Genomic DNA, 22,640 nt, shown 5'->3' with positions numbered 1-22,640 from the left:
CGCTGAGCGCCTGCGGTGACGCGGCCACAGTGTTTAGTTAATTCAACCCATTCAATCGATGGAGAGCAAGATGGCGCAACAACCGTTTCTGACCGACGTGAAGGAGATCCGAAGAAGGGCACGCGAACATGTCGCCGAAGGTGCGGTGACCGCCGGATACAAGGCCGATCGCGATACGGTTCTCAAGCTGCTCAATGATGCCTTGGCCACCGAAATCGTCTGCACGCTGCGTTATCGCCGGCATTACTTCATGGCGAAAGGTATTCATTCGAAAAGTGTCGCCGACGAATTCCTGCAGCATGCGCAGGAGGAACTCGGCCATGCCGATCAGCTCGCCGAGCGCATCGTCCAGCTTGGAGGCGAGCCGAACTTCTCGCCGGACGGGCTGCTGACGCGCAGCCATGCCGAGTATGTCGAAGGCGTGTCGCTGGAGGACATGATCAAGGAAGATCTCGTGGCCGAGCGTGTTGCCATCGACAGCTATCGCGAAATTATCGAGTACCTCGGCGGGCGAGACCCGACCTCGCGACGCGTGATGGAATCCATCATGGCCGTCGAAGAAGAGCATGCTGACGATATGGCGAACTTGCTTGCAGGCTTGCCGGCCAAGCGCTGAGTTTTGGCGCATTTTGACGCGGCCGCAGGCATTGTGCTTGCTGCGCACCATCGATGATGGCTGTTGTCTTCGTCACTTGTTCCAGGAGTTGAGTCATGCCCAAGACGCTTCAAGGATGCAAGGTCGCGATTCTGGCGACGGACGGTTTCGAGGAAGCCGAATTGGAGGAGCCCAAGCGAGCGCTCTCCGAAGTCGGCGCGATGGTGCACGTGATATCGAAAAAGCCCGGGCAAATACAGGGCTTTCGGCATGTGGAGCGCGCGGGGATGACGACGGTCGACGCGACTTTCGATCAAGTCAACCCCGACGATTACGACGCGGTGGTGCTACCCGGCGGCGTGATCAATAGCGATGCGATTCGCACGGTACCCGAGGCGCAGGCATTCGTGCGTGCGGTCGATAGTGCGCATAAGCCCGTTGCGGTCATCTGCCACGGTGCTTGGTTGCCGATTTCGGCTGGGATCGTCAACGGGCACACGATGACGAGCTGGCCGAGTTTGCAGGACGATTTGCGCAATGCGGGCGCGACATGGGTGGATGAAGAGGTTGTCGAGGACGATAACTTCATCACGAGCCGCAAGCCCGATGACATTCCTGCCTTCAGCCGGAAACTCATCGATCATTTGGCGCAGCAAGGTAACCGCCAACGCTGAACAGGCGGGAAGCGAAAACGATAGGCGAGCATACGCATGCAGGTTCGATTCCCCGACGAAGCGCCGGTTTTCGACGGCGCTCAGATGGTGGTTAGGTTCAACGCGGTGGTAGACGGCGTGCAGCTCGCTTGCGCGATTACGGCGGAAGCGCTCGAAGACCACTTCGGTGCGCCCTCGCCGCTGGAGGCCGATATTCTGCACGCGTTCGATGCCGGCAAGGAGCGCATCCGTGCGGTATGCGCACGCGCGCTCGAAGCCAACAACGGCGCGGCCGTGATGTTGCATAGCGGTCTTTTTCGGATCGAAAACGGATGAGCCTGATTTAGTCAGTACTGCTAATCGTTCGACGGCGTCGGGCCGATGGCGGTGCGCAGGCAGGAGGAATGTCATGTCGCTGATCGTTGCGGGTCGTTTCACGACGTTCGATGAAGCCGAAAGGGCAGCGGGACGTCTTTTCGAAGCGGGTTTCGTTCACGAGGATGTCACGCTGTTCTTTGTCAATCCACGCGGTCAGCACGCGCGCTTGCCGGCGGGCGGTGACGAGTTCGCCGATCCCCAAGCGTCGCGTGCGTCGGTAGGGGCTGGCAAGGGCGGCGTGATCGGCGCGGCGGCGGGTGCTGCGGTCGGCGTCGCACTGCTCGGCGCGTTTTCCTCCGCGCCGTTTCTGGTGTTGATCGTTGCGGCTGGCGTTGGCGCTTATGTTGGCTCGCTGCTCGGCGCGATGACGCACACGCGTGGCGGAGGCAAGGTGCCTGATGAAATGTTGGCGCGCGAATCGCGCGATTCAGGGGTGCTCGTGGCCGTCCATGTGAGCCCGGACAATCAGCAAACGGCCGCACGCGTGCTGCGTGAAGCCGGCAGCCTCGAGATCGAGCGCGCACACGGGCGTTGGCAGCAAGGCCGGTGGGCCGACTTCGATCCGACCAAGGATGTCGAGGTGATCGACGAGCCGCGTCCGAGCGTGCCCGCAGGCGAGCCGCGTACGAACCGATGATGCAGCGACGGCAGCCGTCGTTCACGGCATGGGCATGACTGTTGCATGCCTGCTATTGCGCATGGGGTTGCGCACTCGGTTGCGACCGGTCACATGATTCGAGTTGCCGGCGAACCGGCTCGTCATCAGGAGGAATTCATGCTTCGATATGCCGTTATTTTTTTCATCGTTGCGCTTATTGCGGCCGTGTTCGGCTTCACCGGGATCGCGGCGGGTGCCGCTGAAATCGCCAAGATCCTGTTCTTCATTTTCGTTGTGATCTTCCTGGCCACGCTGCTCATCGGCGTATTCCGCTGACGGCGCAATCGACGAAAATGCGTCCGGTCAGGGCCGCGGCCGGCGTTACCGTGTGGCGCGTTTCATGCTCGTCTCTTGTCGACCGCCTGTTGCGTGAACAGGCCCGGAACCGAAGGAGCCGACATGTCACGCGTCATATGGAGAGGAGCGATCAGTTTCGGTCTCGTCAATGTGCCGGTGCAGTTGCATCCGGCAACGCGCCCCGAGCGCACGAGCTTTAATCTGATCGATAAGGAGACGGCCGACCCTGTCGGCTACAAGCAGATCAACAAGCGCACCGGCAAGGAAGTACGCCGCGAAAATATCGTGCGCGGTTTCGAGTACGAAAAAGGCCAATACGTCTTGCTGGCCGACGAGGAAATTCGGGCCGCGAGCCCCGAATCGACCCAGACCGTCGATATCTTGTCGTTCGTCGAGGCCTACGCTGTTTCGTTCCTCTATCTCGACACGCCCTACTATCTGGTGCCCGAGCGGCAAGGCAAGAAGGCCTATGCGCTATTGCGCGAGGCGCTCGCACAAACCGGCAAGATCGGCATTGCCAGCGTGGTACTGCATAACAAGCAGCATCTGGCGGCGTTGGTTCCAGCGGGGCCGGTGCTTGCGCTCAACACGCTGCGCTGGGGCGGCGAAGTGCTGGCCATTGACGAGCTGACGCTACCGCCCGCCGACTCCAAAAAAGCCGGCGTGAATGCGCGCGAGATCGACATGGCGAAGAAGTTGATCGAGGACATGACCGAATCGTGGGACCCGTCGCAGTATCACGATACGTTTCGCGACGAGATCCTTGCGCTCGTCGACAAGAAGGTTCACGAGGGTAAGACGCGCGAAATCAGCGAAGGAGCGAAAGCGCCTGCGCGCACGCGCGCCACGGCCGATGTGCTCGACCTGTCCGACCTGCTCAAGCGTAGCCTCGGGCGGGGACGCGGTAAGCACGCAGCATGAGCGCTGAACGACCACCGAACGAGCACTGCCGGCGCGGCGGCAGCTCACTATCCGATCGATGAATGCGGACGCAGAACATGGCAGGCAATCTCGACACCTATCGCAAGAAGCGCCGTTTTGGCGAGACACCCGAACCTGCCGGCGAGGCACGCCGGCGCGCCAAGCCAGTGGCGAAACGTAACGGACATCAGCTTTCGTTCGTCATTCAGGAGCATCATGCGCGGCGATTGCATTACGATTTCCGGCTCGAACTTGATGGCACGCTGCGATCATGGGCGGTGCCGAAGGGGCCGAGCCTGGACCCTTCGGTCAAGCGTCTCGCTGTGCATGTCGAAGATCATCCGATCGAATACGGTTCGTTCGAAGGCGAGATTCCCGAGGGGAATTACGGTGCAGGCACCGTGATCGTGTGGGATCGCGGCACGTGGGCGCCCGCGGGCGGCGCCGAAGCGGCACGCAAGGCGTACGAGGCAGGCCGGATCAAGTTCACACTCGACGGCGAGAAGTTGCACGGCGGCTGGATGCTCGTGCGCAGCGGCATGCGCGGCAGCGGCGACAAAGAGCAGTGGTTGTTGATCAAGGAGCGCGATGACGAGGCGCGCAGTGAAGGCGAATTCGATGTGGTGGCAGACCGGCCTGGCAGCGTACTCGGAAATGGGCACGGGCCTGCTAGAGCCGATAAGCCGGGTAAAGCCGTTAGGAGTCCGAAGGTTACTGCCGCGAGCCAAGGCACCAAGGGCACCAAGCGCGGCGATGGAGCCGCGCGAGGCAAATTGGCTGCGCCGGCCAACGCACCTCATGCGGGCGCATCGAATAGCAGACGCCCCGACATCGTGGCTACACGCAGCGGTGAGTCGTTGCGCGAGCTTGCCCATTCGCCTGCCATCGAAGGCGCGGTCAAGGCCGCATTGCCCGCATCGCTCAAGCCCCAGCTGGCGACGCTCGTCGACACGGTGCCGCACGGTGATGATTGGGTGTACGAAATAAAATTCGACGGGTACCGGATGCTGACGCGCATCGATCGACGCGCTGCCAAACCTGTGCGCGTCTTCACGCGCAGCGGCTTGGACTGGACCGCGAAATTCAGCAGGCAAACGGAGGCGCTCGGTGCGCTTGACGTCGAGACGGCCTGGATCGATGGTGAAGCGACCGTGCTCGACGCGCGCGGCGTGCCAAGTTTTCAAGCGTTGCAAAACGCATTCGATGCCAACCGTCCGCAGGAGATCGTCTTTTTTCTTTTCGACCTGCCTTATTTGAACGGCTACGACTTGCGCGATGTTCCGCTTGTGCAACGCCGCGCGTTGCTGCGGGCATTGATGGAAAACACCGAGCAGGACGCCTTGCGTTTTTCCGAGGACTTCGCGCTCGACGCCAACGACTTGCTGCGCAGCGCATGTGAGATGGCATTGGAGGGCATCGTCGGCAAGCGGCGGGACAGCCGCTATACATCGACGCGCAGCGGTGCATGGATCAAGCTGCGTTGTCGAAGGCGCCAGGAGTTCATCATCGGCGGCTTTACCGAGCCTTCCGGGAGCCGATCGGGTTTTGGTGCGCTGTTGCTCGGCATCCACGATCTGAACGGCAAGCTCCGTTATGCGGGCCGCGTCGGCACGGGCTTTGATGCCGCGACACTGCGGATGATCAAAAAAGAACTCGACGCGCGCGAAACCAAGCAGATGCCGTTCGCCGATATGCCTCAGGAGCGCAGCCGCGCGCCGGTCCACTGGGTCAAGCCGGAACTGGTGGCCGAGTGCAATTTCGCGGAATGGACCAGCGAGCGGATCGTTCGTCAGGCGTCGTTCATCAGCTTGCGGCGCGACAAGCCCGCGCGCGAGATTACGCAGGAGGTACCGCAGCAGGTGCCGCAACAAGGAGATGCCGTGAAGCAGCAATCATCGCAAGCAGCGGGCGCAGACGGACGCACGCGAGGTCATGCCAGTCGCACCGACCAACATCGCGTTGCGGCTGCGGCAAAGCATTCTGGCAAGGCCGAGGACAGCGTCGCGGGTGTACGCATTTCCCATCCCGAACGCGTCATCGATCGAACGACCGGCGCGCGCAAGATCGACTTGGCGCGGTACTTCGAATGGGTGGCACCGTGGATCTTGCCGCATCTAAAGAGCCGGCCCGTCGCACTCGTGCGCGCACCGGAGGGCATCGAAGGCGAGTTGTTCTTTCAGAAACACACGACGAGCCGCCTCGAAATTCCGAATATCACGCAACACGAAGGGCTAGATCCGGGCCGCCCTCCGCTGCTGACCATCGACAGCATCGAAGCGTTGATCGGCACGGCGCAAATGGGAGCGGTCGAGTTGCATACCTGGAATGCGGTGGCCTCCAGCATCGAGAAGCCCGACCGCGTCGTGTTCGACCTCGATCCCGACCCGAAGCTCGGTTGGGATCGGATGATCGAAGCCGCGTTGCTCACGCGCTCGCTGCTTGGCGAGTTGGGGCTCGAGTCGTGGTGCAAGACCAGCGGCGGCAAAGGGTTGCATGTGGTCGTGCCGCTCGCGAAGCAGGCGGGTTGGGACGAAGTGAAGGCGTTCGCTCAGGCGGCGGCGCAACATATGGCCGCGACGCTGCCCGATCGCTTCAGCGCGAAGATGGGCGCGCAAAACCGGCATGGGCGGATTTTCGTCGACTATCTACGTAACAACCGCGGCTCGAGCACGATCGTCGCCTATTCGCCGCGGGCTCGTGCCGGCATGGGCATATCGGTGCCGCTCGCCTGGGACGAGGTGGAGCATACGACAGGCGGCGCGCAATGGACGATGCAAAACGTTCACGAGCGGCTCGATGCGCTGCGCGCGGACCCATGGGCCGACTATGCCGGAACGAGGCAGCGCATTACGCGCGAGATGCGCGAACGGCTCGGCATGTCGTAAAGCCGGATCGCCCGAGGGGCGGGTCTGCATCTTGCGTGTTGTTTTCGGCTCGGTTCAACGCATGATGGAGGCACAGATGGCGCAGACGGTGGGCGACTTCATTGTCGAAAGGCTGCATGAATGGGGTGTGCGCAGAATGTATGGCTACCCCGGCGATGGCATCAATGGTTTGTTCGGCGCGCTCAATCGAGCAGACGGCAAAATCGAGTTCATTCAGGCGCGCCACGAAGAGATGGCTGCGTTCATGGCGAGCGCGCATGCCAAATTCACTGGCGAGCTCGGTGTGTGTGTCGCAACCTCGGGCCCGGGCGCGGCGCACCTCGTCACTGGGCTCTATGACGCGCGACTCGACCACATGCCCGTGCTTGCGATTTGCGGACAGCAGGCGCGCGGGGTCTCGGCTCGCACTACCAGCAGGAAATCGACCTCGCCGCGATGCTAAAGGACGTGGCCGGTTCGTATGTGCAGCAGGCGAGCGTGCCGGCGCAGGTTCGGCACATGGTGGACCGCGCCGTGCGCATTGCGTTAGCAGGGCGGTGCGTGAGTGCGATCATTCTGCCTAACGCTCCGGTTTTCCTTACTCCGAGTTCTTGCCGAAAGAAGGGGAGGCGCGCGGAGTGCAAATTGACATCGACGCGGGCATGTTGAGCCTGCGCTATCCAATGGAAGTGGCGCTCGCGGGCGACACGGCCGAGACGCTACGGGAACTGCTGCCGTTGCTCGAACAGAAGACCGATGACGGATAGCGAAAGCGCATCGCGCAATGGACAGAGCAATGGTGGCAAACGCTCGACAAACGCGCGACTGAAACGACGCGCGTGGGCGTGAACCCGCAGCGCGCGTTCACCGAGCTTTCCCCTCGTTTGCTGCCTGGCGTCATTGTGACAAGCGATTCTGGTTCGTGCGCGAATTGGTATGCGCGCGATTTGAAGATGCGCCGCGGCATGATGTGCTCGCTTTCGGGCGGGCTTGCATCGATGGGCGCCGGTGTTCCCTATGCGATTGCGGCGAAATTCGCGCATCCGGGGCGGCCCGTCATTGCGGTCGTCGGCGATGGCGCGATGCAAATGAACAACATGGCTGAACTCATTACGGTGTCGAAGTATTGGAAGCAGTGGTCTGATCCGCGTTGGATCTGCATGGTGCTCAACAATGAGGACCTCAATCAGGTGACCTGGGAGCAGCGCGTGATGGAAGGGGACCCCAAGTTCAATCTGTCTCAGGAAATCCCGAACGTGCCGTTTCATCGCTTCGCCGAACTGATCGGGCTCAAGGGCATTTATGTCGATCGTGCCGAGGCGCTGGGGCCGGCGTGGGACGAAGCGCTTGCTGCACGTCAGCCGGTTGTATTGGAAGTGAAGAGCGACCCCGAGGTGCCGCCGCTGCCGCCGCATATCACGCTCGTTCAGGCACGCCATTTCATGCATACGTTGTTCGAAGGAGATCCCCATGAAGGCAGCGTGATCATCAATACGGCGAAACAGGTGATGGCTTCGGTGATGCCGAGCAAAAGGAATCCTAATAATAAGGATTCCTAATCAAATTGAAATTGCGATGATAAGGAGTCCTACAGAATTTAGATAGGACTCCTCGCTACAGGTAGCGTGTTGCGCGACGCCGCAGCAGCAATGCGGCAACGGCGAGCACGACGGTGGCGCCCAGCGCGGCACTGCGATGCATGTCGAGCCACAGCGATGCGCTCGTCGAAGCGGACTGTAGCGGAGCCGCACGGTAGGCAAGTGCGGAGCCCACTTGCACGATGACGCCGTGATTGCGCGCCGTCATGCGTTTGAGCGCGGCCATGGTGCCCCAGACATAGCCGAGGTACGTTACCTCGGTTACGCGTGCGAACTCGGCCGGTGCGATGCGCGACACGGGCGCGAACACGGTGGTCATCGCGTTGTTCACCCAGACATCGATTGGGCCGAGTACGGCTTCGATCCGCTCGGCCGCCGCCTCGACTGCGTCGGGCTCGCTGACATCGACCGCAATCGGCAGCGCGCGCACACCGTGCGCGCGGACGGCTTCGGCCGTTTCTTCCAGCGCCTCGGTGTCACGAGCCAGCAGGGCGACATCCGCGCCCGAGCGCGCGAAGCAAAGCGCTACGGCGCGCCCTAGCCCGGCGCTCGCGCCTGTTACGACGACGATTTTCGGCGAGCGGGAGCGCGGCATAGTGGCTTCCTCGGGACTGGGTGGGTTCGTTCAGTTCTTGCGCGCGTTGCCGTTGCCGCCGCCGTTGCCGATTCGATCGAGCGTGAAGAGCCGTTCGGCGCGCGTGCCGTTGTGCTGCGCGATATCGACCGTGCCGAGTTTGGTGATTTGCCAACCGGGACGCGCTGCGATGACCGGCATGGTGCCGCCGGAACGCGTGTCGAGATTGACGAGTCCTTCGGTGGGCACGGGAATGTTGTTGTCGAGCGTGGCGTTCGAATAGATGACGTTGTCCTGCCATTGCGATGCGCCGCGGCGTGCCTCCAGACCTTTGCCGTCGGTGTCGACGGTGTCATCGGATGCCGCCATGCCGGCCACGTCGACCGATACGATGCGCGCCTTCGCTCGCGCCAGCGGGTCGTCGGTCGCTGGAATTTCAGCGCGCCGGACTGGAGGTAAGGGGGCGGGCTCTTTTGTCTGCACCGGTTGAGCTGCGCCCGCATGCTTCGTCGAGCCGAACTTGCGGGCTTGCGTCTGCGCATCGGGGGCGGCGCTTCCGGCTGCCGGTGTCTTGGCAGGGCTCTTGGCGGCCATTTCTTTTTGCTGGCCTTGGGTGGGGTTGTGTTCGTTGCTTTGCATGTTGCTTTCCTCGGGATGAGCGTGGCCTGCAAGGTTTGTTCTTGCCGTTCGGTGCTGCAACCGCCGTGCCTGCAACCGTGGCACCCGACTTGTGTGCCGTCCGCTACAACTCCCCCCGCGCGCGCATTGCGGCAATGCGATCGGCCGTGCGACAGGCGATGGCCTGTATCGTCAGCGAAGGATTGACGCCGCCCACGGTCGGAAACACCGAGCCGTCGCAAATCCAGAGATTGGAGATATCCCAACTGCGGCAATCCGCATTGACGACACTGGTGCGCGGATCATCGCCCATGCGCGCCGTGCCGTTCAGGTGGCAGGTGTCGTCGATCTGCCGCCAGATTTGCTTGGCATCTGCTGCTGACAGCGCGTCGCTCATGAAGTCCAATGAATGCGCGATGAGCCGATTGTCGTTGTCGCACAGCGAATGCGTGACGCGTGCGATCGGCAGGCCGTACCCGTCTTTTTCGTCGGCGAGCGTCACGCGGTTGCGCTCCTGGGGCAACGTTTCGCCGACGATCTTGAGGCCGGCCTGATGGTTGTACTTCTCCATTTCATCGTGTAGCGCGTGGCCCCATAAGCCGCGGCCGCTTTGCACCGCGGCCCAGGCCTTCGGCAGCGGCCCCTGGCTCATGTAGCAGTAGCCGCCGAAAAAATCTTTCCCTTTGTCCGTGTAATTCCAATGCTCGGTTAAGGCGAGCGACGGCGGTCCCTTGTTCCAGCGAATCTCTTCATCCATCACGCCCCACACGGCTTGGTTCGCCTGCACCATCAGATTCTTGCCGACGAGCCCTGAAGTGTTCGCAAGACCATCCGGAAATTGCGGCGTGGCCGACATCAGCAGCAGACGCGGCGTTTCAATCGCATAGCCGGCCACGACGACGTGACGCGCACGCTGGAACTGCCGGCGCCCCTCGCGAAAGTATTCGACACCCGTCGCGCGGCCGTCGTTGCCGACGTCGACGCGCGCCACCATGGCGAGGTCACGGATCTCGGCGCCGGCGTTCACCGCGCGCGGTATCCATGTGACCAATGCGCTTTGCTTGGCATTCGTTGCGCAGCCCGCCACGCAAAAGCCGCGGTAGACGCACGGATGCGCCGCACCGTGCGGCGCTGACAACGTGGCAAGCGGCGTTGGGCACCAGGGAATGCCGAGCGCTTGGGCGCCGCGCGCCAGCACAAGGGCAGCCGCGTTCAGCTCGTGCGCCCGGTACGGGTAGCGGGGGCGGTGAGGCCCCCAGGGGTAGCGCACAGGGCCGGAAATTTTGAGCGCGTTCTCCACTTCGCCGTAATAACGCCACATTTCGGGCCAATCGAGCGGCCAATCCGCGCCGTAGCCAAGCCAAGCTGTGTGCGCGATTTGAACCACTCGGGTCTGAAACGCAGCGAAACCATCGCAAAGTGAACGGTGCTGCCGCCCACCGCGCGCCCGCTGTTGTTGCTGCCGAGCATGAGCGGGTTGTCGCCGTCGCAAATGCGTTCGTCGGTCCAGTACAGCTTCGCCTGATGCGTTTCGTCGGAAGCGAATTCTTCGAGTGGGCGCCACCAGGCGCCGGCATCGAATGCGACGACTTTAAATCCGTGCTCGGCGAGCCGGCACGCGAGCGTGCCGCCGCCGGCGCCGGTGCCGACGATCGCAAAGTCGACCGGCTCGTCTCACGTTGCGTCGCGTGACCCAACCGTCGGACGGCGCGCGGACCTCACACCATGCTAAATCAAGTTCGGCTTGCGCCAACTGGGCTTGTGTTTGGGCGAGCGCCTGACGTCGTTCCTCGACGCTCGCCATGGCCTGGCGAATTTGCTGCGGCGCGAGCGCAGCAGTGGCGAGGCGTGCATCCGCTTGAAGCACATACGCATGCGCGATGGCTTGCCGCGCATCGGCGGCATCGCGATGTTTTGCTGCGAGGTGGCGCGCGCGTCCACGCCGTGCTGACGCTGCGTAAGCATGTTGCGCCTCGCGCAAGTCGGCCCGCGCCGACGCTGTTTCGGCCTGCGCTTGCCGATATTCGGCCGGAAAACGCACGCGCGCGATATCGAGTTGAACTTGCGCCGAGTTCAGTTGCGCGTCGGCGAGCCTAACCTGGGCGCGTGCTGCATCGACATGTGCGGCGTAGTCGCGTTTATCGATGACGAGCAGCAGCTCGCCTTGATGGACGTAGACGTTGTCGTCGATCGCGAGCTTGACGACGAAGCCGGAGACTTTTGGGGCGATCGTAATCGCGTTGCCGTCGGTGTAGGCATCGTCCGTCGTCACCTGATTGCGCGTGGCAAACCACCACGCGGTGGCGCCTATCGCGAGCAGCACAACGGCCACCGCGAGAAACACGAGCGGCTTCTTGCTGCGTGGCTTGTTCGTTTCGTGTGCATTGTCCGGCGCGTGGCCGGATTCGCCGCGGCCGCGCCGGTGCGCTCGGGCGAGACGGAGTTGTCGGGCTCGGTCATATCAGCGGCTGTGAAGCGGGTGCTCCGCGGCAGCGCGCATTCGCCGTGCCAACTGCTTGGCATGCGCAATGCGTGACCACCTAAGGCCCGATAGCAGACGATCCGGCGCGTGCGTGGCCGGCTGCGACAGTGGTCAACTTTTACACGACGATGGTAAGCGCCATGCCTGGGCAGCGCGCGTGTTGGCATGCGCTTTGCGCGCGGCTCACGACGTGAGTGGGAGAACTCAGATGACAAGTGATGCGAAGACGAAGGCGAAGCGCGAGCAATCGAAGCAAAAGCGCAAGCATGAGGAGGATCTGATCGATAAGTCGGTGGAAGGCACGTTTCCGGCGAGCGATCCGCCCGCGGTGGGCGGCACGACCAAGATCGGCTCCGGCCACAGGCCGGCTGCCAAAAGCGGCGGTGAAAACGGTGACAAAGACGGTGGGAAAAGCGATGGCAAGAACGGCAGCGAGGACAACGGGGGCAGTGACGACTCGACTAACGTGCCCTCAACCGGACGTCCTCCCGCGCGATGAGCGATGAAGGCTGCGCCGCTCGAGTATCTGGCTCACGCTGCCGGGCCGGCCAGCGCGCCGACCGAGCGGCTGGAATGGGCGCTGATCGCACTGGTCGTGACGGTGATGCTCGTCGTGGCGGTGCTTCTCATTGTGGCGCTCGCGCGGCGGCGCCCACCTGGGCAGGGTGAGCGCATCGGCGCGGAAGCTGGGGGCATGGCATGGATTTACGTTGGCACCGGCGTTTCGTCGCTCGCGCTTTTTGTTGTGCTGGTTTATGTCATGACGACGCTTGAATCCGTCGCTTCGCCCGCGAAGGCTCCTGCGCTGACCATCGACGTAACCGCGTATGACTGGTGGTGGAAAGTCGAATACCCGGACCCCGACGACGGCTCGCGTCGCTTTGCGACAGCTAATGAAATTCATATTCCTGTCGGCGTGCCCGTCGAAGTGAAACTGCGAAGCGCCGACGTAATTCACGCTTTCTGGGTGCCGCAGCTGGCGGGCAAGACCGAGACGATTCCGGGCCAGGTCAACGAGCAGTGGATTCAGGCCGATGCGCCCGGTATTTATCGAGGGCAGTGCTCGCAGTTTTGCGGTGCGCAGCATGCGCATATGGCGTTTGAAGTCATCGCCCAACCGGAGGCCGAATTCGAGGCCTGGAGCCGGGCCCAAATGCGCGATGCGGCACCGGATGGCGGCGAGCCGGCAGTGGTCGCGGGCCGCCATCTTTTCGGCGAACGGTGCGCGGGTTGCCACGCGGTGCGCGGAACTGACGCTGCCGGCATGCAGGCGCCCGATCTCACGCACCTTGGCTCGCGCCGCCTCATCGCGGCGGGCCAACTGACCAATACAGCGGACCATCAGCTGGATTGGATCGAACACGCTCAACGCATCAAGCCCGATTCGTTGATGCCTTCTATTGCCCTATCCGCTTCCGAGGCCGTTGCGGTGTCCGCTTATCTCACGACGTTGCGATAAACCGGGGAAAGGAACCGTCGATGTCCGATACACCTGCTTCAGCGTTGCCCGACGACCCGCCGCAGACGGTGCGTCTGTCGCGCCCGCTGCTGCGCGCGCACGTCGACGCAGCCGGCGCCGAGCGGCTCGCTGAAATCTGGGAAACGCGGCCCGGCTGGCGCGGCTGGCTTTCGAGCGTCGATCACAAGACCATCGGCTTGCGCTATCTGGTCACGTCGTTCCTGTTTCTGGTGCTGGGCGGCCTCGAGGCGCTCGTGATGCGCTTGCAGCTTGCGCAGCCGAACGAGACGCTGCTGACACCGGAGCAATACAACCAGCTTTTTACGATGCACGGCGTGACGATGATTTTTCTGTACGCGCTGCCGGTGTTATCGGGTTTTTCGAACTATCTATGGCCGCTCGTGCTCGGTTCGCGCGATATGGCGTTTCCGCGGCTCAACGCGTTTTCATATTGGGTATTCGTGTTCGCCGGCGTTTTCCTGTATGCCAGCTTTCCATTAGGCGAAGCCCCGAATGCCGGTTGGTTCAACTATGTGCCGCTTTCGAGCCTCACCTACAACACCGGACCGAACATTGATGTCTACGCGCTCGGCATGGTGTTGCTTGGCATCTCGACCACCGTTGGCGCGATGAACTTTGTCGTGACATTGCTGCGCATGCGTGCGCCCGGCATGTCGATCGATCGCATTCCCGTGCTGGTGTGGGGAACGCTGACTGCGTCTGGCGCGAATCTTTTTGCGGTGCCGTCGGTGAGCCTTGCGTTTTTGATGTTATGGCTCGATCGCCGCATCGGCATGCATTTTTTCGATATTGCAGGCGGCTCGCATGCGCTGCTTTGGCAGCACATGTTCTGGATCTTTGCGCATCCGTGGGTGTACGTAGTCGTGCTGCCGGCCATGGGTATCGTCTCCGATGCATTGCCGGTTTTTTGCAGGCGGCCACTCGTCGGTTACGCGCCTGTCGCCATCTCCACCGTAGCGACCATGGTGGTCGGTTTTGTCGTCTGGATTCACCATATGTTCGCGACTGGCTTGCCGCCGCTCGCGTTGTCTTTCTTCGGCGCGGCCAGCATGGTCATTTCGATTCCGAGCGCGGTTGCGACGTTCGCCTGGATTGCGACGATTTGGACCGGCAGGCCAGTTTTCCGCACACCGTTTTTCTTTTTTGCAGGCTTTGTCCTTTTGTTCGTGATTGGTGGTGTCTCAGGTGTGATGACCGCAGCCGTGCCGCTCGATTGGCAGTTGACCGATACTTACTTCGTCGTAGCGCATTTGCATTACGTGCTGATCGGCATCAACGTCTTTCCGGTCGTGGGCGGCACCTACTTCTGGTTTCCGAAATTCACGGGCCGCATGATGAGCGAGCGGCTTGGCCGCATTGTTTTTTGGCTGATGTTCGTCGGCTTCAATCTGGGTTTCTTTCCGATGCATATCGCGGGACTGCTCGGCATGCCGCGCAGGATCTACACCTATTCGGCCGACATGGGATGGACGACCGTCAACCTGTTGACGTCGATCGGCTCGTTCGTTTTCGCGGCCGGCGTGCTCCTGTTTATCGCCGACGTGTTGTACAGCCGAAAACGCGGCCCGATTGCCGGCGACAACCCCTGGGATGCGCCTACCCTCGAATGGGCCACCGCCTCGCCGCCGCCTCCGTACAATTTTGCCGCGCTGCCGATCATCGCAAGCCGTCATCCGCTATGGGAGCAGCGCATGGAGGGGGAGGGTGATGCGCGCTCGCAACTCACGCACGGCTACGTGCTCGATCAAGGGAGGGAGGCGCTCGGCACGACGGCGCTCGAAGCGGCACCGCATGTCATCTTGAAGATGCCGGAGGACTCCTATGCGCCCTTCGTGCTCGGGCTTTTCTGCGCACTGACTTTCGCCGGGCTGGCCTTTCGCGCCTGGGTGTTCACCGCGTTGATGCTGGCCGCATGCGCGGTCGCGATCATCGTGTGGCTCTGGCCCGAGCGACGTTTAATGCAGCGGGAGCCGAAACCGGTCGGAGGCTGATATGACGAACGATGCGCAAACGGCGGCGCTGGTGCAGGCGAGCAATACGGTTCCCGTCGGCAGCGCGGGCGAGCGCGCGAGCGGCTGGCTAGGTTGTCTGACGCTGATTGCGACCGAGGGTGCGCTATTCGGCTATCTGATTTTTACCTACCTCTATCTTGCCGTTCAATCGACGCAGCATTGGCCGCCCGAAGGGTTGCCGAAGTTGCTGCTAGGTGCGTTCAATACGACGGTCCTGTTGTCCAGCAGTGTGTTCGTCTGGCTGTGCGAGCGCGCCGTGCGCCGTGCGCGGATACGGGCGGCCGTCGTGTCGATGTCGATAGCGGTGCTGCTCGGCATCGTGTTCGCCGGCATTCAGCTTCACGAATGGCACGCGCACCCGTACGGGCCGACCTCCAATCTCTACGGTTCGCTTTACTTCACGATCACAGGATTTCACATGGCGCACGTGCTGGTCGGCCTGGTCGTGCTCGTGATGCTGGACATCTGGACGTTCCTTGGCTATTTCGACAAGCGCCGTTACGCGGCACTGACGATTGGAGGCCTTTATTGGCATTTTGTCGACGTCGTTTGGCTCTTTATCTTCACGACGCTTTATTTGACGCCGTACTGGCTCTAGCAGGCCCGCACGTGCAAAGCGAGTAGCGCAGCGAGGGCAGCGAGCATGAAGATTCGATCAAGCCGCTCTGGTGTGCCGAATGTGACTTGGCGCGTGTTCGCGGCCGTGCTCGCTGCGCCGGTGGCGTGGACGCTGCAAGTTTGCATCGCCGAAGCGCTCGTCGCCCAGAGCTGCTTTCTACACGACGCACCGATGCGAGCGTCGTATGCCGGTGCGGCACTCGATGCAGTCATCGCGCTCAGCTGTGTCGCGTTGGTTGCCGGCATGACCGGGACTTTTTGGGCGTGGCGTAACTGGCGCGGGCTGTTGGAACGGCCGGGCGAGATATTGCCTCAGGGCGACGCTAACCTGCGCGCCGGCGAGACCTTTATCGCCAAAGTCGGATTCATGTCGAGCCTGCTGTTTCTGTTCGCACTCGTCGCAACAGATGTTGCGGCGGTGCTCGTTTCGGCGTGTTGACGAATATGAGCGCGGCGCTTCGTACTCACGGTTATGTCCGGCGACTGCTCGTGGTGGCGTTATCGTTTGTGTTGTCGATTGCTGCGTCTGGCACTGCAACAGCGAACGACACCGATAATGCCACTGCCGCGGCGTTGATCGAACGCGGCACCTACTTGGCCAAAGCCGCCGATTGTGCGGGTTGTCATACGGCAGCCCCTTTGGGTAACCCGCCGCAACCCGCGCCGCCATTCGCAGGTGGCTTGGCAGTCAACTCGCCGTTCGGCGTGATCTGGTCAAGCAACATTACGCCCGATCCAAGCGCCGGAATCGGTCGAGCCGGAATCGGTCGATATAGTTATGAAGACTTCGTGCGCGCCGTGCGCGATGGCGTGGCGCCCGGTGGTAAACGACTTTATCCGGCCATGCCCTATCCGTCGTTCGCGAAGATCAGCGACGACGACATGCAAGCGCTTTATGCATACTTCATGCACGGCGTGAAACCGGTGTCAAAGCCTGCGCCCTCGACACATTTGCCGTTTCCTTTCAATCAACGTTGGGCGCTTGCGCTATGGAGCGAATTCTTCGCACCACATGAGCGGTTCAAACCGAATGAAGCCCGCGGCGCGCAATGGAACCGAGGGGCCTATCTGGTGCAGGCGCTCGGCCACTGCGGCGCATGCCATACGCCGCGCGGGCTCGGGTACAACGAGCGGGGCTATGACGAGACGGCGCCGCTTTACTTGACGGGCGGCACCGTCGATCACTGGTTCGCGCCGAATCTCACGGGCGATCCGGGCTCGGGGCTCGGTCAGCTTTCCGAGGCTGACATTGCCGCCTTCTTGCGACATGGACACGGTGCCGGTGTTACCGCGTTCGGCAGCATGGTCGAGGTCGTGGAAAACAGCGGCCAATACCTGAGTGACGCGGACCTGCAGGCTATCGGTGTCTATCTGAAGACGCTGGTGCCGCGCCAACGCAGCGGACTTGTCGGCAGCGACGCCGCTAAGCGGCAGTCCACCGTCGATATTTTGCGTACCGGCGTCATCGCGTTGCCGGGGGCCGGCGTTTATCGCGGGCTGTGTGCACGGTGTCATCGAGACGACGGCCTCGGTGTGCCGGGCAAATATCCGCGGCTGGCCGGCAATCCCGCAGTGCTTGCAGCGGATACGACTTCACTCGTGCGGCTGCTCCTCGAGGGCGGGCGCACGGCCGAGACCAACGGCGGCCCGCGGCCGCAGCGCATGCCGTCGTTCGCCAACCAGCTGACCGATACGGAAATTGCGCGCGTGTTGACGTTCGTGCGCGGCGCATGGGGAAACCAAGCCGAGCCCGTGACGACGCGCGACGTGACGGCGGTGCGGACTGCCATCGGCAAATGATGCAGCGGGAAAGGAGAGTCAGATGAGAACGTTGATGATTGCGGCTGTGTTGTCGATGTCGGCAGGCTTCGCTATCGCCCAGAGCACGGTGACGGGCGGTGATGCATCGGGTATGACGCGCAAGCCGGGTTCCGAAGGCGCGACCGCAGCCGCCGGGGCTTCGGCCTCGAAATCCCCGCCTTCCGCGACCCACGTGGATGCCGGCGCGTCGGACGCACAATCACCGTCGGCCGCAACCGCGCCGCTCGCCGGCGCGGCGGCCAGCGGCACGGTGCCGCACTCGCACTGATATGGCGTTACAGTTTCACGCCGCCCGCTTCGGGCGCATCGGGGTCCGGGTCTTCCGCGCCGACACCGCGGGCGCGCTCGTACTCGCTGTCGGCGCCCAGTCCTTGCCAATACGGCTCGCGTCCGTAGTATTGGTGCAGTGACGTGGCCCAGGTGCGATCGGCCATCGCTGGCCAATGATCCTTGTCGAACCCCGGGGCATTCTTCACACGCTCCGAGGACAGCGCGAGCAACAAGCATTTGCGGGTCGTATCGAGCGTCAGGGCGTTCCACGGAATGGCCATCAGCTTGTCGCCGATGCCGAGAAAGCCGCCTGACGACATCACCACATAGGCGATACGCCCTGTTTGCACGTCGAGCATGATGGTCTTGACCTTGCCGACTTCCTCGCCGTCGGTGCTCAAGATTTTGTCGCCGTCCAGCGTGCTGGCAGCCATGATTTCGGGACCGGGGCCCGCCGCGGTCTCGCTGCCCTTGCCGACGATATGTGCGCCCATCGGCGGCGTGGTCGTAGTGTTAGACGATCTCTGAGTACGCATTTCGTTCTCCGGTTCTCAGCGTTTTCGCTAAAGCAAAAGGCGCGCATCGCGCCATACTTCAGTAAGCAATCCGCGTTCCACAAAGATAGGCGTCAGCGAGTCTTACCGCCGCCGTCAATGCCGCTGCCCTGGCGCCATAGCGCTTTGCCCCGCTCCGACAGCTTGCCGCTGCTATGGGTCGGATCGGCTTGTGTGCCTTCGATGGCCATTTCTCCGCCGGACTGCTCCAGCGAGGGCAGCTTGCGGCCTTTGCGCGCCGCTACGCGTTCGTCGTGGGATCGGCCTGCATACGGGTTCATTCGCACTCCTAATCAATGGCAACGATACGCTGATTCGTCGCATCGAACGTGCCGGACGGCAAGCATGCGGCGTCGGGTGCGGGCGTTGCTCGCTCTACTGATCGACGGGTGCGTAAAGCCCGGACTTTTCGCAATCCAGAGGAGAACTGCTATGAGTAGCACGTTGGACCCAGACAACCCGATGCCGGAGCCTCGCGAGCAGGGGCGCGATACCGGCGCTCTCGGGCCAAGCGATTCGTCCGATAGCGGTAGCGATACCGCAGGCGCGAAGCGTCACGATTTTGACCGCGATACCGAACTTGACGAGCATGCCATCGAGACCGGCGACGCCGAACTCGCCAGCGATACGGACCGGGCGGGAACAGGAGAGCGTTCGTCGGCGGACGGGGACTCCACCTTGACGGACGACGCCGACATCGAGCCAGACCGCATCGATAAGCTCTATCAATCAGGCGAGGGTGAGAGTGAGGGCGAGGGTGAGCCCGATAGTTGACAACCGTTGATCGCGCCGGTGCCGACAAAGCGACAACCTGCAACGCGTACATCAATGCGCGGGCTCGGCGGCCGGTCCGGTAGCGGCTTTCGCTGTTGGGCCCGCGGCGATCGAATTTGCTGCGTCAGGGTAGGAGGCCAGTAAAACGCGCAGCACGCCGTTGGTCCAACCAAAGCCGTCTTGCAACGGATATTCGCCACCGGAGGCGGCAGCCGCGCCCGCTTCGACACCAATATCATATTTCTCCACGAGCTTGCCCGTTCGCGCATAGGCGGCAGTGTTGGTTCTGATCCAACGGGTTGCGATGGTGCGCGCGAGGTCGTCTTCACCGTAGCGGCGCAGCCCTGTCACAGCGAGGTACTGAAGCGGCGCCCAGCCGTTTGGCTCGTCCCATTGCTGGCCTGTCTTCATTTGGGTCGTCGCAAGCCCCCCGGCGCGCAGCAAACCATGCTCGATGGATGTGGCCGTTTTGCGAGCTTCATCGCGCGTCGCGACGCCGGCGAAGAGCGGATAAACGGTCGCGGCTGTCAGACGATGTGTGAGCTTTCGGTTGACGAAATCGTAATCGGTGAACGCGTCAAGTTGCGGGTCCCACAGTACGTGGCGTATCGTCTCGGCGCGCGAGCGCGCGCGTACGTCGAAGTTTTCGGCTCGGGCCGCGTCGCCTTGGATCCGATAGGCTTTCGCAAGCGTTCTCTCGAGCCCGTACAGCAGCGCATTCAGATCGACCGGAATCAGCGACGTAACGTCGATTGACGTGAGCGTCTTGCCATCGGCGAACCATCGGGAGCTGAAATCCCACCCTGTTTCGCCGCCTGCACGCAGGTTACGCCAGAGATCGGCGGCATCGCGTTGCGGCGCGGTGGTGGCCGACGCAACATCCTCTCGATATGATTCGTCGCGCGGGGTCGAGAGGTCGTCCCAATAGCGGTTGACCAGTGTGCCGTCGTTCAAGCGGACCGCGTGCCGATACGCATGGCCGGGCGCGAGCTTGTCCGAGCCATCCATCCAGTATGTGTATTCGGCCTGCAACTCGGGCAAATACTGCAGATAGACCCTATCGCCTTCTTCGTTCGCGATGAGTCCCACCATCTGCGCGAGGAATGGCGGTTGTGATCGGCTCAGGTAGTAGGTCCGATTGCCGTTCGGTATATGTCCATAGCGATCGATCAGCGTCGCAAAGTTCTTCAGCATGTCTACCGCCAGCGCATGCTGCCCGCTTTGCTCGAGACCGAGCATGATGAAGTACGAATCCCAATAATAGACTTCATCGAAGCGCCCGCCCGGCACCACGTAGGGTGCGGGCAGCGGCAGTAACGACAACCAGCGGCTTGCCACCGGGTCGGGCGGGCGGCGCAGCACGTTCCAGAGCGTATCGATGTGCGCGATGACGCTTTGATTCGGATCGGGTGCGTAGTGCGTTTGCTCGCTCGGCGGCGCGGCGAAATGGTTGTCCACGAAGCGGCGCAGGTCGAACCCGGGCTGGGTACGGGCAGCCTCGAACGCGGCGACGATCTCCGACGGTTGCGCGTTCGGGATCATGTCGGCGAACGTCTTGCTGTCCGGATAAAGCCCTGCGAGCTCGACTTCGCGATACAGCTCGCGATAAAGCGAGTAAGGCGATGCGGGTTCGACAGGGGACGGTTGCGCGTGCGGATTCGCCCGGGATGCTCCGACCGATTGCGGTGCGCGCGTCAACGCTTGTTGCGCCGATGTTGTCGCGGTTGCCGCAGTCGTTGCCGTTTCGAAAGGCGGGACGCCCGGTGCAGCCTGGCTCAGCAGCAGGCTGGCGGCGATAAAACACTTGACGATGGAGCGCGACATGGACGGTCCTGTGCAGGGGCTGCCGAGGCGACATGATGCGCAGCAAGCGCCAAGCGCGTGCCCTACGCCAGGCCCGCCGATGCGCAGATCGATACAGCGCGACGGTTATTGCAAATGCTGTCCGCCGTTGATCGAAATATTGGCGCCCGTGACGAAGCCCGCTTCCTCCGAGCACAGATAAGCGATCAACGCGGCGACTTCCTCGGGCCGGCCCAGGCGGCCTACCGGGATTTCCGGCAGTATCTTCGTCTGCAGCACTTCCTCGGGCACAGCCATGACCATGCGCGTCGCGATGAAGCCCGGGGACACGGTATTCACCGTCACGCCCTTGCGTGCAAGTTCCAGCGCGAGTGATTTCGTGAACCCGTGCATGCCTGCTTTTGCCGCGGCGTAGTTGGTTTGTCCAAAGCCCCCTTTGCAACCGATCACCGACGAAATATTGATGATGCGGCCCCAGCCGCGCGTCGTCATGCCTTCGTACCACTGCTTCGTCATGTTGAAGATCGAATCGAGGTTGGTACGAAGCACCGCGTCCCAGGAGTCTTTGTCCAATTTCTTGAAGCTGGCGTCGCGCGTGATGCCGGCATTGTTGACGAGGATGTCGATCTGGCCAATTTCCGATCGGATCTGTTGGGCGCATCGCTCGCACGAAGCGTAATCGGCGACGTCGACAGCGTATGCACGAAACTGGCGTCCGTTGGCGTCCATACTGGCGAGCCACTTGTCGGCATTCGCATTGTTCGGCGAGTAGGTGACGATGACGGTATGGCCGACATCATGAAGGCGCGTGCTGATCGCTTCGCCAATTCCGCCCATGCCCCCGGTGACGAGGGCAACTTTTCTTGTCATCTGCTGTGCTCCGATAAAGTGTGTGATCAGAATGTGCGATGCGGCCGGCCGCCCGCTGTTAGCGCATTCGCGCGCACGCTTCGAGAACGGAGTTACCGTTCGGCGTGATGCGGGGTCGCGACATGCCGCGCTCAGCCTGCTCGAGCGCGACGAGCTGGCGCTCGAGCAAGGTGCTTAGTTCGGCACGGCTGGCCTCGATCTGGTCGGGGGCATCCCGGACCAAGATCAACGTAGCGAATTCGTGAGGGCTCAACATGCTCAACTCCCGATGGAAATCAGACAACTGTTCTTGCGCCTTGCGCCGACCCCGTGGAATCGGTTGCGACCGGCTCGTTGCGTATCAATTACATCGACCGGGAAAATCTGAGGTGAAAATTGGAAAATATTCCAATAAGCGATATCTGCAAAGCATGAGACCTCTAATAACCTTTTTTGACGTTAGAATTAAAACGTTTCCACGTACCTTTTTTGCGGCAGCGCAATAAAGGTACTAGTTACAAGTGAATTTCCGTCGCCGCTGCCGAGCAAGTAATTGTTTCGGATAATCGCGCTTACGCGTGCCCGGGGCGGGATTTGACGTAGCAGCAATACTAATACCCTCCACGCAAGTTCGCAATATCGAATGGCAATTTATCTTCCGCTACCTGTTTGATTTGCGAGGGCAGATTATTGACCTCTGCTCATGTCATTAGTTGAAGACGCTTCATTGGCCTGTAATCCACACATGCATGGATATAAACGCGTCTAGCGAATATCGTTAATGGCGATAAGGGTCAACCTAAAAGGCGTCGGATCAACGG

At 61.9% G+C, this 22,640-nt stretch carries 21 protein-coding genes and 4 pseudogenes; 16 read left to right on the top strand and 9 right to left on the bottom strand.

Annotated elements, in window-relative coordinates; genetic code table 11:
* Window positions 1-70: 70 nt before the first annotated feature.
* The 8 genes and pseudogenes from ACSQ20_RS22115 (at window position 71) to ACSQ20_RS22080 (ending at window position 7,925) form a co-directional block, all read left to right on the top strand.
* The gene (locus ACSQ20_RS22115; RefSeq protein WP_436024224.1) at window positions 71-616 is read left to right on the top strand and encodes a ferritin-like domain-containing protein; all 546 of its coding nucleotides are present in this window, start codon (window positions 71-73) and stop codon (window positions 614-616) included.
* A gap of 95 nt (window positions 617-711) precedes the next feature.
* Window positions 712-1,269, top strand: a complete 558-nt coding sequence (locus tag ACSQ20_RS22110; protein WP_436024222.1) for a type 1 glutamine amidotransferase domain-containing protein — start codon at window positions 712-714, stop codon at window positions 1,267-1,269.
* Window positions 1,270-1,305: 36 nt separating this feature from the next.
* Entirely contained in the window at window positions 1,306-1,584 is a 279-nt protein-coding gene (locus ACSQ20_RS22105) for a DUF1488 domain-containing protein (protein ID WP_436024220.1), read from the top strand.
* A gap of 73 nt (window positions 1,585-1,657) precedes the next feature.
* Complete coding sequence (locus tag ACSQ20_RS22100; RefSeq protein ID WP_436024219.1) at window positions 1,658-2,263, top strand: hypothetical protein; 606 nt, start codon at window positions 1,658-1,660, stop codon at window positions 2,261-2,263.
* A 138-nt stretch (window positions 2,264-2,401) separates the two neighbouring features.
* Complete coding sequence (locus ACSQ20_RS22095) at window positions 2,402-2,560, top strand: DUF1328 domain-containing protein (RefSeq protein ID WP_436024217.1); 159 nt, start codon at window positions 2,402-2,404, stop codon at window positions 2,558-2,560.
* 123 nt (window positions 2,561-2,683) lie between these two features.
* A pseudogene (locus ACSQ20_RS22090) lies at window positions 2,684-3,499 on the top strand (Ku protein); the annotation flags it as partial.
* A gap of 80 nt (window positions 3,500-3,579) precedes the next feature.
* On the top strand, window positions 3,580-6,387 hold the full coding sequence (gene ligD, locus ACSQ20_RS22085; protein WP_436025813.1) for a DNA ligase D: 2,808 nt from the start codon (window positions 3,580-3,582) through the stop codon (window positions 6,385-6,387).
* 76 nt (window positions 6,388-6,463) lie between these two features.
* Window positions 6,464-7,925 (top strand): annotated as a pseudogene (locus tag ACSQ20_RS22080) (thiamine pyrophosphate-binding protein).
* A gap of 55 nt (window positions 7,926-7,980) precedes the next feature.
* Here the strand turns inward: ACSQ20_RS22080 and ACSQ20_RS22075 are convergent.
* From ACSQ20_RS22075 to ACSQ20_RS22060, 4 genes and pseudogenes are all read right to left on the bottom strand, one after another.
* Entirely contained in the window at window positions 7,981-8,559 is a 579-nt protein-coding gene (locus tag ACSQ20_RS22075) for an SDR family NAD(P)-dependent oxidoreductase (protein ID WP_436024215.1), read from the bottom strand.
* A gap of 30 nt (window positions 8,560-8,589) precedes the next feature.
* Window positions 8,590-9,177 (bottom strand): DUF3005 domain-containing protein, encoded by a 588-nt coding sequence (locus tag ACSQ20_RS22070; RefSeq protein ID WP_436024213.1) that lies wholly within the window; start codon window positions 9,175-9,177, stop codon window positions 8,590-8,592.
* Window positions 9,178-9,280: 103 nt separating this feature from the next.
* A pseudogene (locus ACSQ20_RS22065) lies at window positions 9,281-10,830 on the bottom strand (GMC family oxidoreductase); the annotation flags it as partial.
* Window positions 10,829-11,614 (bottom strand): annotated as a pseudogene (locus tag ACSQ20_RS22060) (HlyD family secretion protein); the annotation flags it as partial. The pseudogenes ACSQ20_RS22060 and ACSQ20_RS22065, both read right to left, overlap by 2 nt.
* A gap of 232 nt (window positions 11,615-11,846) precedes the next feature.
* Between ACSQ20_RS22060 and ACSQ20_RS22055 the strand changes: the two are divergent.
* Genes ACSQ20_RS22055 through ACSQ20_RS22025 form a run of 7 tightly spaced genes read left to right on the top strand, consistent with a single transcriptional unit; the run spans window position 11,847 to window position 17,837 of the window.
* Window positions 11,847-12,137 (top strand): hypothetical protein, encoded by a 291-nt coding sequence (locus ACSQ20_RS22055; protein ID WP_436024211.1) that lies wholly within the window; start codon window positions 11,847-11,849, stop codon window positions 12,135-12,137.
* A gap of 3 nt (window positions 12,138-12,140) precedes the next feature.
* Entirely contained in the window at window positions 12,141-13,097 is a 957-nt protein-coding gene (coxB, locus tag ACSQ20_RS22050) for a cytochrome c oxidase subunit II (RefSeq protein WP_436024209.1), read from the top strand.
* A gap of 20 nt (window positions 13,098-13,117) precedes the next feature.
* Complete coding sequence (ctaD, locus tag ACSQ20_RS22045) at window positions 13,118-15,109, top strand: cytochrome c oxidase subunit I (RefSeq protein WP_436024207.1); 1,992 nt, start codon at window positions 13,118-13,120, stop codon at window positions 15,107-15,109.
* Window position 15,110: 1 nt separating this feature from the next.
* A complete protein-coding gene (locus tag ACSQ20_RS22040; RefSeq protein ID WP_436024205.1) occupies window positions 15,111-15,728 on the top strand; it encodes a cytochrome c oxidase subunit 3 in 618 nt (205 codons plus the stop codon).
* 45 nt (window positions 15,729-15,773) lie between these two features.
* Window positions 15,774-16,187, top strand: a complete 414-nt coding sequence (locus ACSQ20_RS22035; RefSeq protein ID WP_436024203.1) for a hypothetical protein — start codon at window positions 15,774-15,776, stop codon at window positions 16,185-16,187.
* Window positions 16,188-16,192: 5 nt separating this feature from the next.
* Complete coding sequence (locus ACSQ20_RS22030; protein ID WP_436024201.1) at window positions 16,193-17,548, top strand: cytochrome c; 1,356 nt, start codon at window positions 16,193-16,195, stop codon at window positions 17,546-17,548.
* A gap of 22 nt (window positions 17,549-17,570) precedes the next feature.
* The gene (locus ACSQ20_RS22025; RefSeq protein ID WP_436024199.1) at window positions 17,571-17,837 is read left to right on the top strand and encodes a hypothetical protein; all 267 of its coding nucleotides are present in this window, start codon (window positions 17,571-17,573) and stop codon (window positions 17,835-17,837) included.
* Window positions 17,838-17,844: 7 nt separating this feature from the next.
* On the opposite strand, the gene ACSQ20_RS22020 is transcribed toward ACSQ20_RS22025, so the two are convergent.
* Window positions 17,845-18,375 (bottom strand): PRC-barrel domain-containing protein, encoded by a 531-nt coding sequence (locus ACSQ20_RS22020; protein WP_436024197.1) that lies wholly within the window; start codon window positions 18,373-18,375, stop codon window positions 17,845-17,847.
* A 92-nt stretch (window positions 18,376-18,467) separates the two neighbouring features.
* Entirely contained in the window at window positions 18,468-18,674 is a 207-nt protein-coding gene (locus ACSQ20_RS22015) for a hypothetical protein (protein WP_436024195.1), read from the bottom strand.
* 151 nt (window positions 18,675-18,825) lie between these two features.
* Between ACSQ20_RS22015 and ACSQ20_RS22010 the strand changes: the two genes are divergently transcribed.
* A complete protein-coding gene (locus ACSQ20_RS22010) occupies window positions 18,826-19,167 on the top strand; it encodes a chemotaxis protein (protein ID WP_436024193.1) in 342 nt (113 codons plus the stop codon).
* Between the two features lie 51 nt (window positions 19,168-19,218).
* Here ACSQ20_RS22010 and treA read toward each other — a convergent pair whose 3' ends face one another.
* The 3 genes from treA to ACSQ20_RS21995 all read right to left on the bottom strand — a co-directional run bounded on the left by treA (window position 19,219) and on the right by ACSQ20_RS21995 (window position 22,096).
* A complete protein-coding gene (gene treA / locus ACSQ20_RS22005; RefSeq protein WP_436024191.1) occupies window positions 19,219-20,991 on the bottom strand; it encodes an alpha,alpha-trehalase TreA in 1,773 nt (590 codons plus the stop codon).
* A 105-nt stretch (window positions 20,992-21,096) separates the two neighbouring features.
* The gene (phbB, locus tag ACSQ20_RS22000; RefSeq protein WP_436024189.1) at window positions 21,097-21,840 is read right to left on the bottom strand and encodes an acetoacetyl-CoA reductase; all 744 of its coding nucleotides are present in this window, start codon (window positions 21,838-21,840) and stop codon (window positions 21,097-21,099) included.
* 58 nt (window positions 21,841-21,898) lie between these two features.
* A complete protein-coding gene (locus ACSQ20_RS21995; RefSeq protein ID WP_436024187.1) occupies window positions 21,899-22,096 on the bottom strand; it encodes a hypothetical protein in 198 nt (65 codons plus the stop codon).
* Window positions 22,097-22,640 lie beyond the last annotated feature (544 nt).

This window comes from Trinickia sp. LjRoot230, assembly GCF_964253315.1.
Lineage (GTDB): Bacteria > Pseudomonadota > Gammaproteobacteria > Burkholderiales > Burkholderiaceae > Trinickia.
This window is presented reverse-complemented; position numbering and strand designations above follow the sequence as displayed.

What these genes read in the sequence shown, in the direction of transcription:
- ACSQ20_RS22115 (WP_436024224.1), top strand. Translation starts at nt 71, where the DNA reads ATGGCGCAACAACCGTTTCTGACCGACGTGAAGGAGATCCGAAGAAGG.
- ACSQ20_RS22110 (WP_436024222.1), top strand. Translation starts at nt 712, where the DNA reads ATGCCCAAGACGCTTCAAGGATGCAAGGTCGCGATTCTGGCGACGGAC.
- ACSQ20_RS22105 (WP_436024220.1), top strand. Translation starts at nt 1,306, where the DNA reads ATGCAGGTTCGATTCCCCGACGAAGCGCCGGTTTTCGACGGCGCTCAG.
- ACSQ20_RS22100 (WP_436024219.1), top strand. Translation starts at nt 1,658, where the DNA reads ATGTCGCTGATCGTTGCGGGTCGTTTCACGACGTTCGATGAAGCCGAA.
- ACSQ20_RS22095 (WP_436024217.1), top strand. Translation starts at nt 2,402, where the DNA reads ATGCTTCGATATGCCGTTATTTTTTTCATCGTTGCGCTTATTGCGGCC.
- ligD (WP_436025813.1), top strand. Translation starts at nt 3,580, where the DNA reads ATGGCAGGCAATCTCGACACCTATCGCAAGAAGCGCCGTTTTGGCGAG.
- ACSQ20_RS22075 (WP_436024215.1), bottom strand. Translation starts at nt 8,559, where the DNA reads ATGCCGCGCTCCCGCTCGCCGAAAATCGTCGTCGTAACAGGCGCGAGC.
- ACSQ20_RS22070 (WP_436024213.1), bottom strand. Translation starts at nt 9,177, where the DNA reads ATGCAAAGCAACGAACACAACCCCACCCAAGGCCAGCAAAAAGAAATG.
- ACSQ20_RS22055 (WP_436024211.1), top strand. Translation starts at nt 11,847, where the DNA reads ATGACAAGTGATGCGAAGACGAAGGCGAAGCGCGAGCAATCGAAGCAA.
- coxB (WP_436024209.1), top strand. Translation starts at nt 12,141, where the DNA reads ATGAAGGCTGCGCCGCTCGAGTATCTGGCTCACGCTGCCGGGCCGGCC.
- ctaD (WP_436024207.1), top strand. Translation starts at nt 13,118, where the DNA reads ATGTCCGATACACCTGCTTCAGCGTTGCCCGACGACCCGCCGCAGACG.
- ACSQ20_RS22040 (WP_436024205.1), top strand. Translation starts at nt 15,111, where the DNA reads ATGACGAACGATGCGCAAACGGCGGCGCTGGTGCAGGCGAGCAATACG.
- ACSQ20_RS22035 (WP_436024203.1), top strand. Translation starts at nt 15,774, where the DNA reads ATGAAGATTCGATCAAGCCGCTCTGGTGTGCCGAATGTGACTTGGCGC.
- ACSQ20_RS22030 (WP_436024201.1), top strand. Translation starts at nt 16,193, where the DNA reads ATGAGCGCGGCGCTTCGTACTCACGGTTATGTCCGGCGACTGCTCGTG.
- ACSQ20_RS22025 (WP_436024199.1), top strand. Translation starts at nt 17,571, where the DNA reads ATGAGAACGTTGATGATTGCGGCTGTGTTGTCGATGTCGGCAGGCTTC.
- ACSQ20_RS22020 (WP_436024197.1), bottom strand. Translation starts at nt 18,375, where the DNA reads ATGCGTACTCAGAGATCGTCTAACACTACGACCACGCCGCCGATGGGC.
- ACSQ20_RS22015 (WP_436024195.1), bottom strand. Translation starts at nt 18,674, where the DNA reads ATGAACCCGTATGCAGGCCGATCCCACGACGAACGCGTAGCGGCGCGC.
- ACSQ20_RS22010 (WP_436024193.1), top strand. Translation starts at nt 18,826, where the DNA reads ATGAGTAGCACGTTGGACCCAGACAACCCGATGCCGGAGCCTCGCGAG.
- treA (WP_436024191.1), bottom strand. Translation starts at nt 20,991, where the DNA reads ATGTCGCGCTCCATCGTCAAGTGTTTTATCGCCGCCAGCCTGCTGCTG.
- phbB (WP_436024189.1), bottom strand. Translation starts at nt 21,840, where the DNA reads ATGACAAGAAAAGTTGCCCTCGTCACCGGGGGCATGGGCGGAATTGGC.
- ACSQ20_RS21995 (WP_436024187.1), bottom strand. Translation starts at nt 22,096, where the DNA reads ATGTTGAGCCCTCACGAATTCGCTACGTTGATCTTGGTCCGGGATGCC.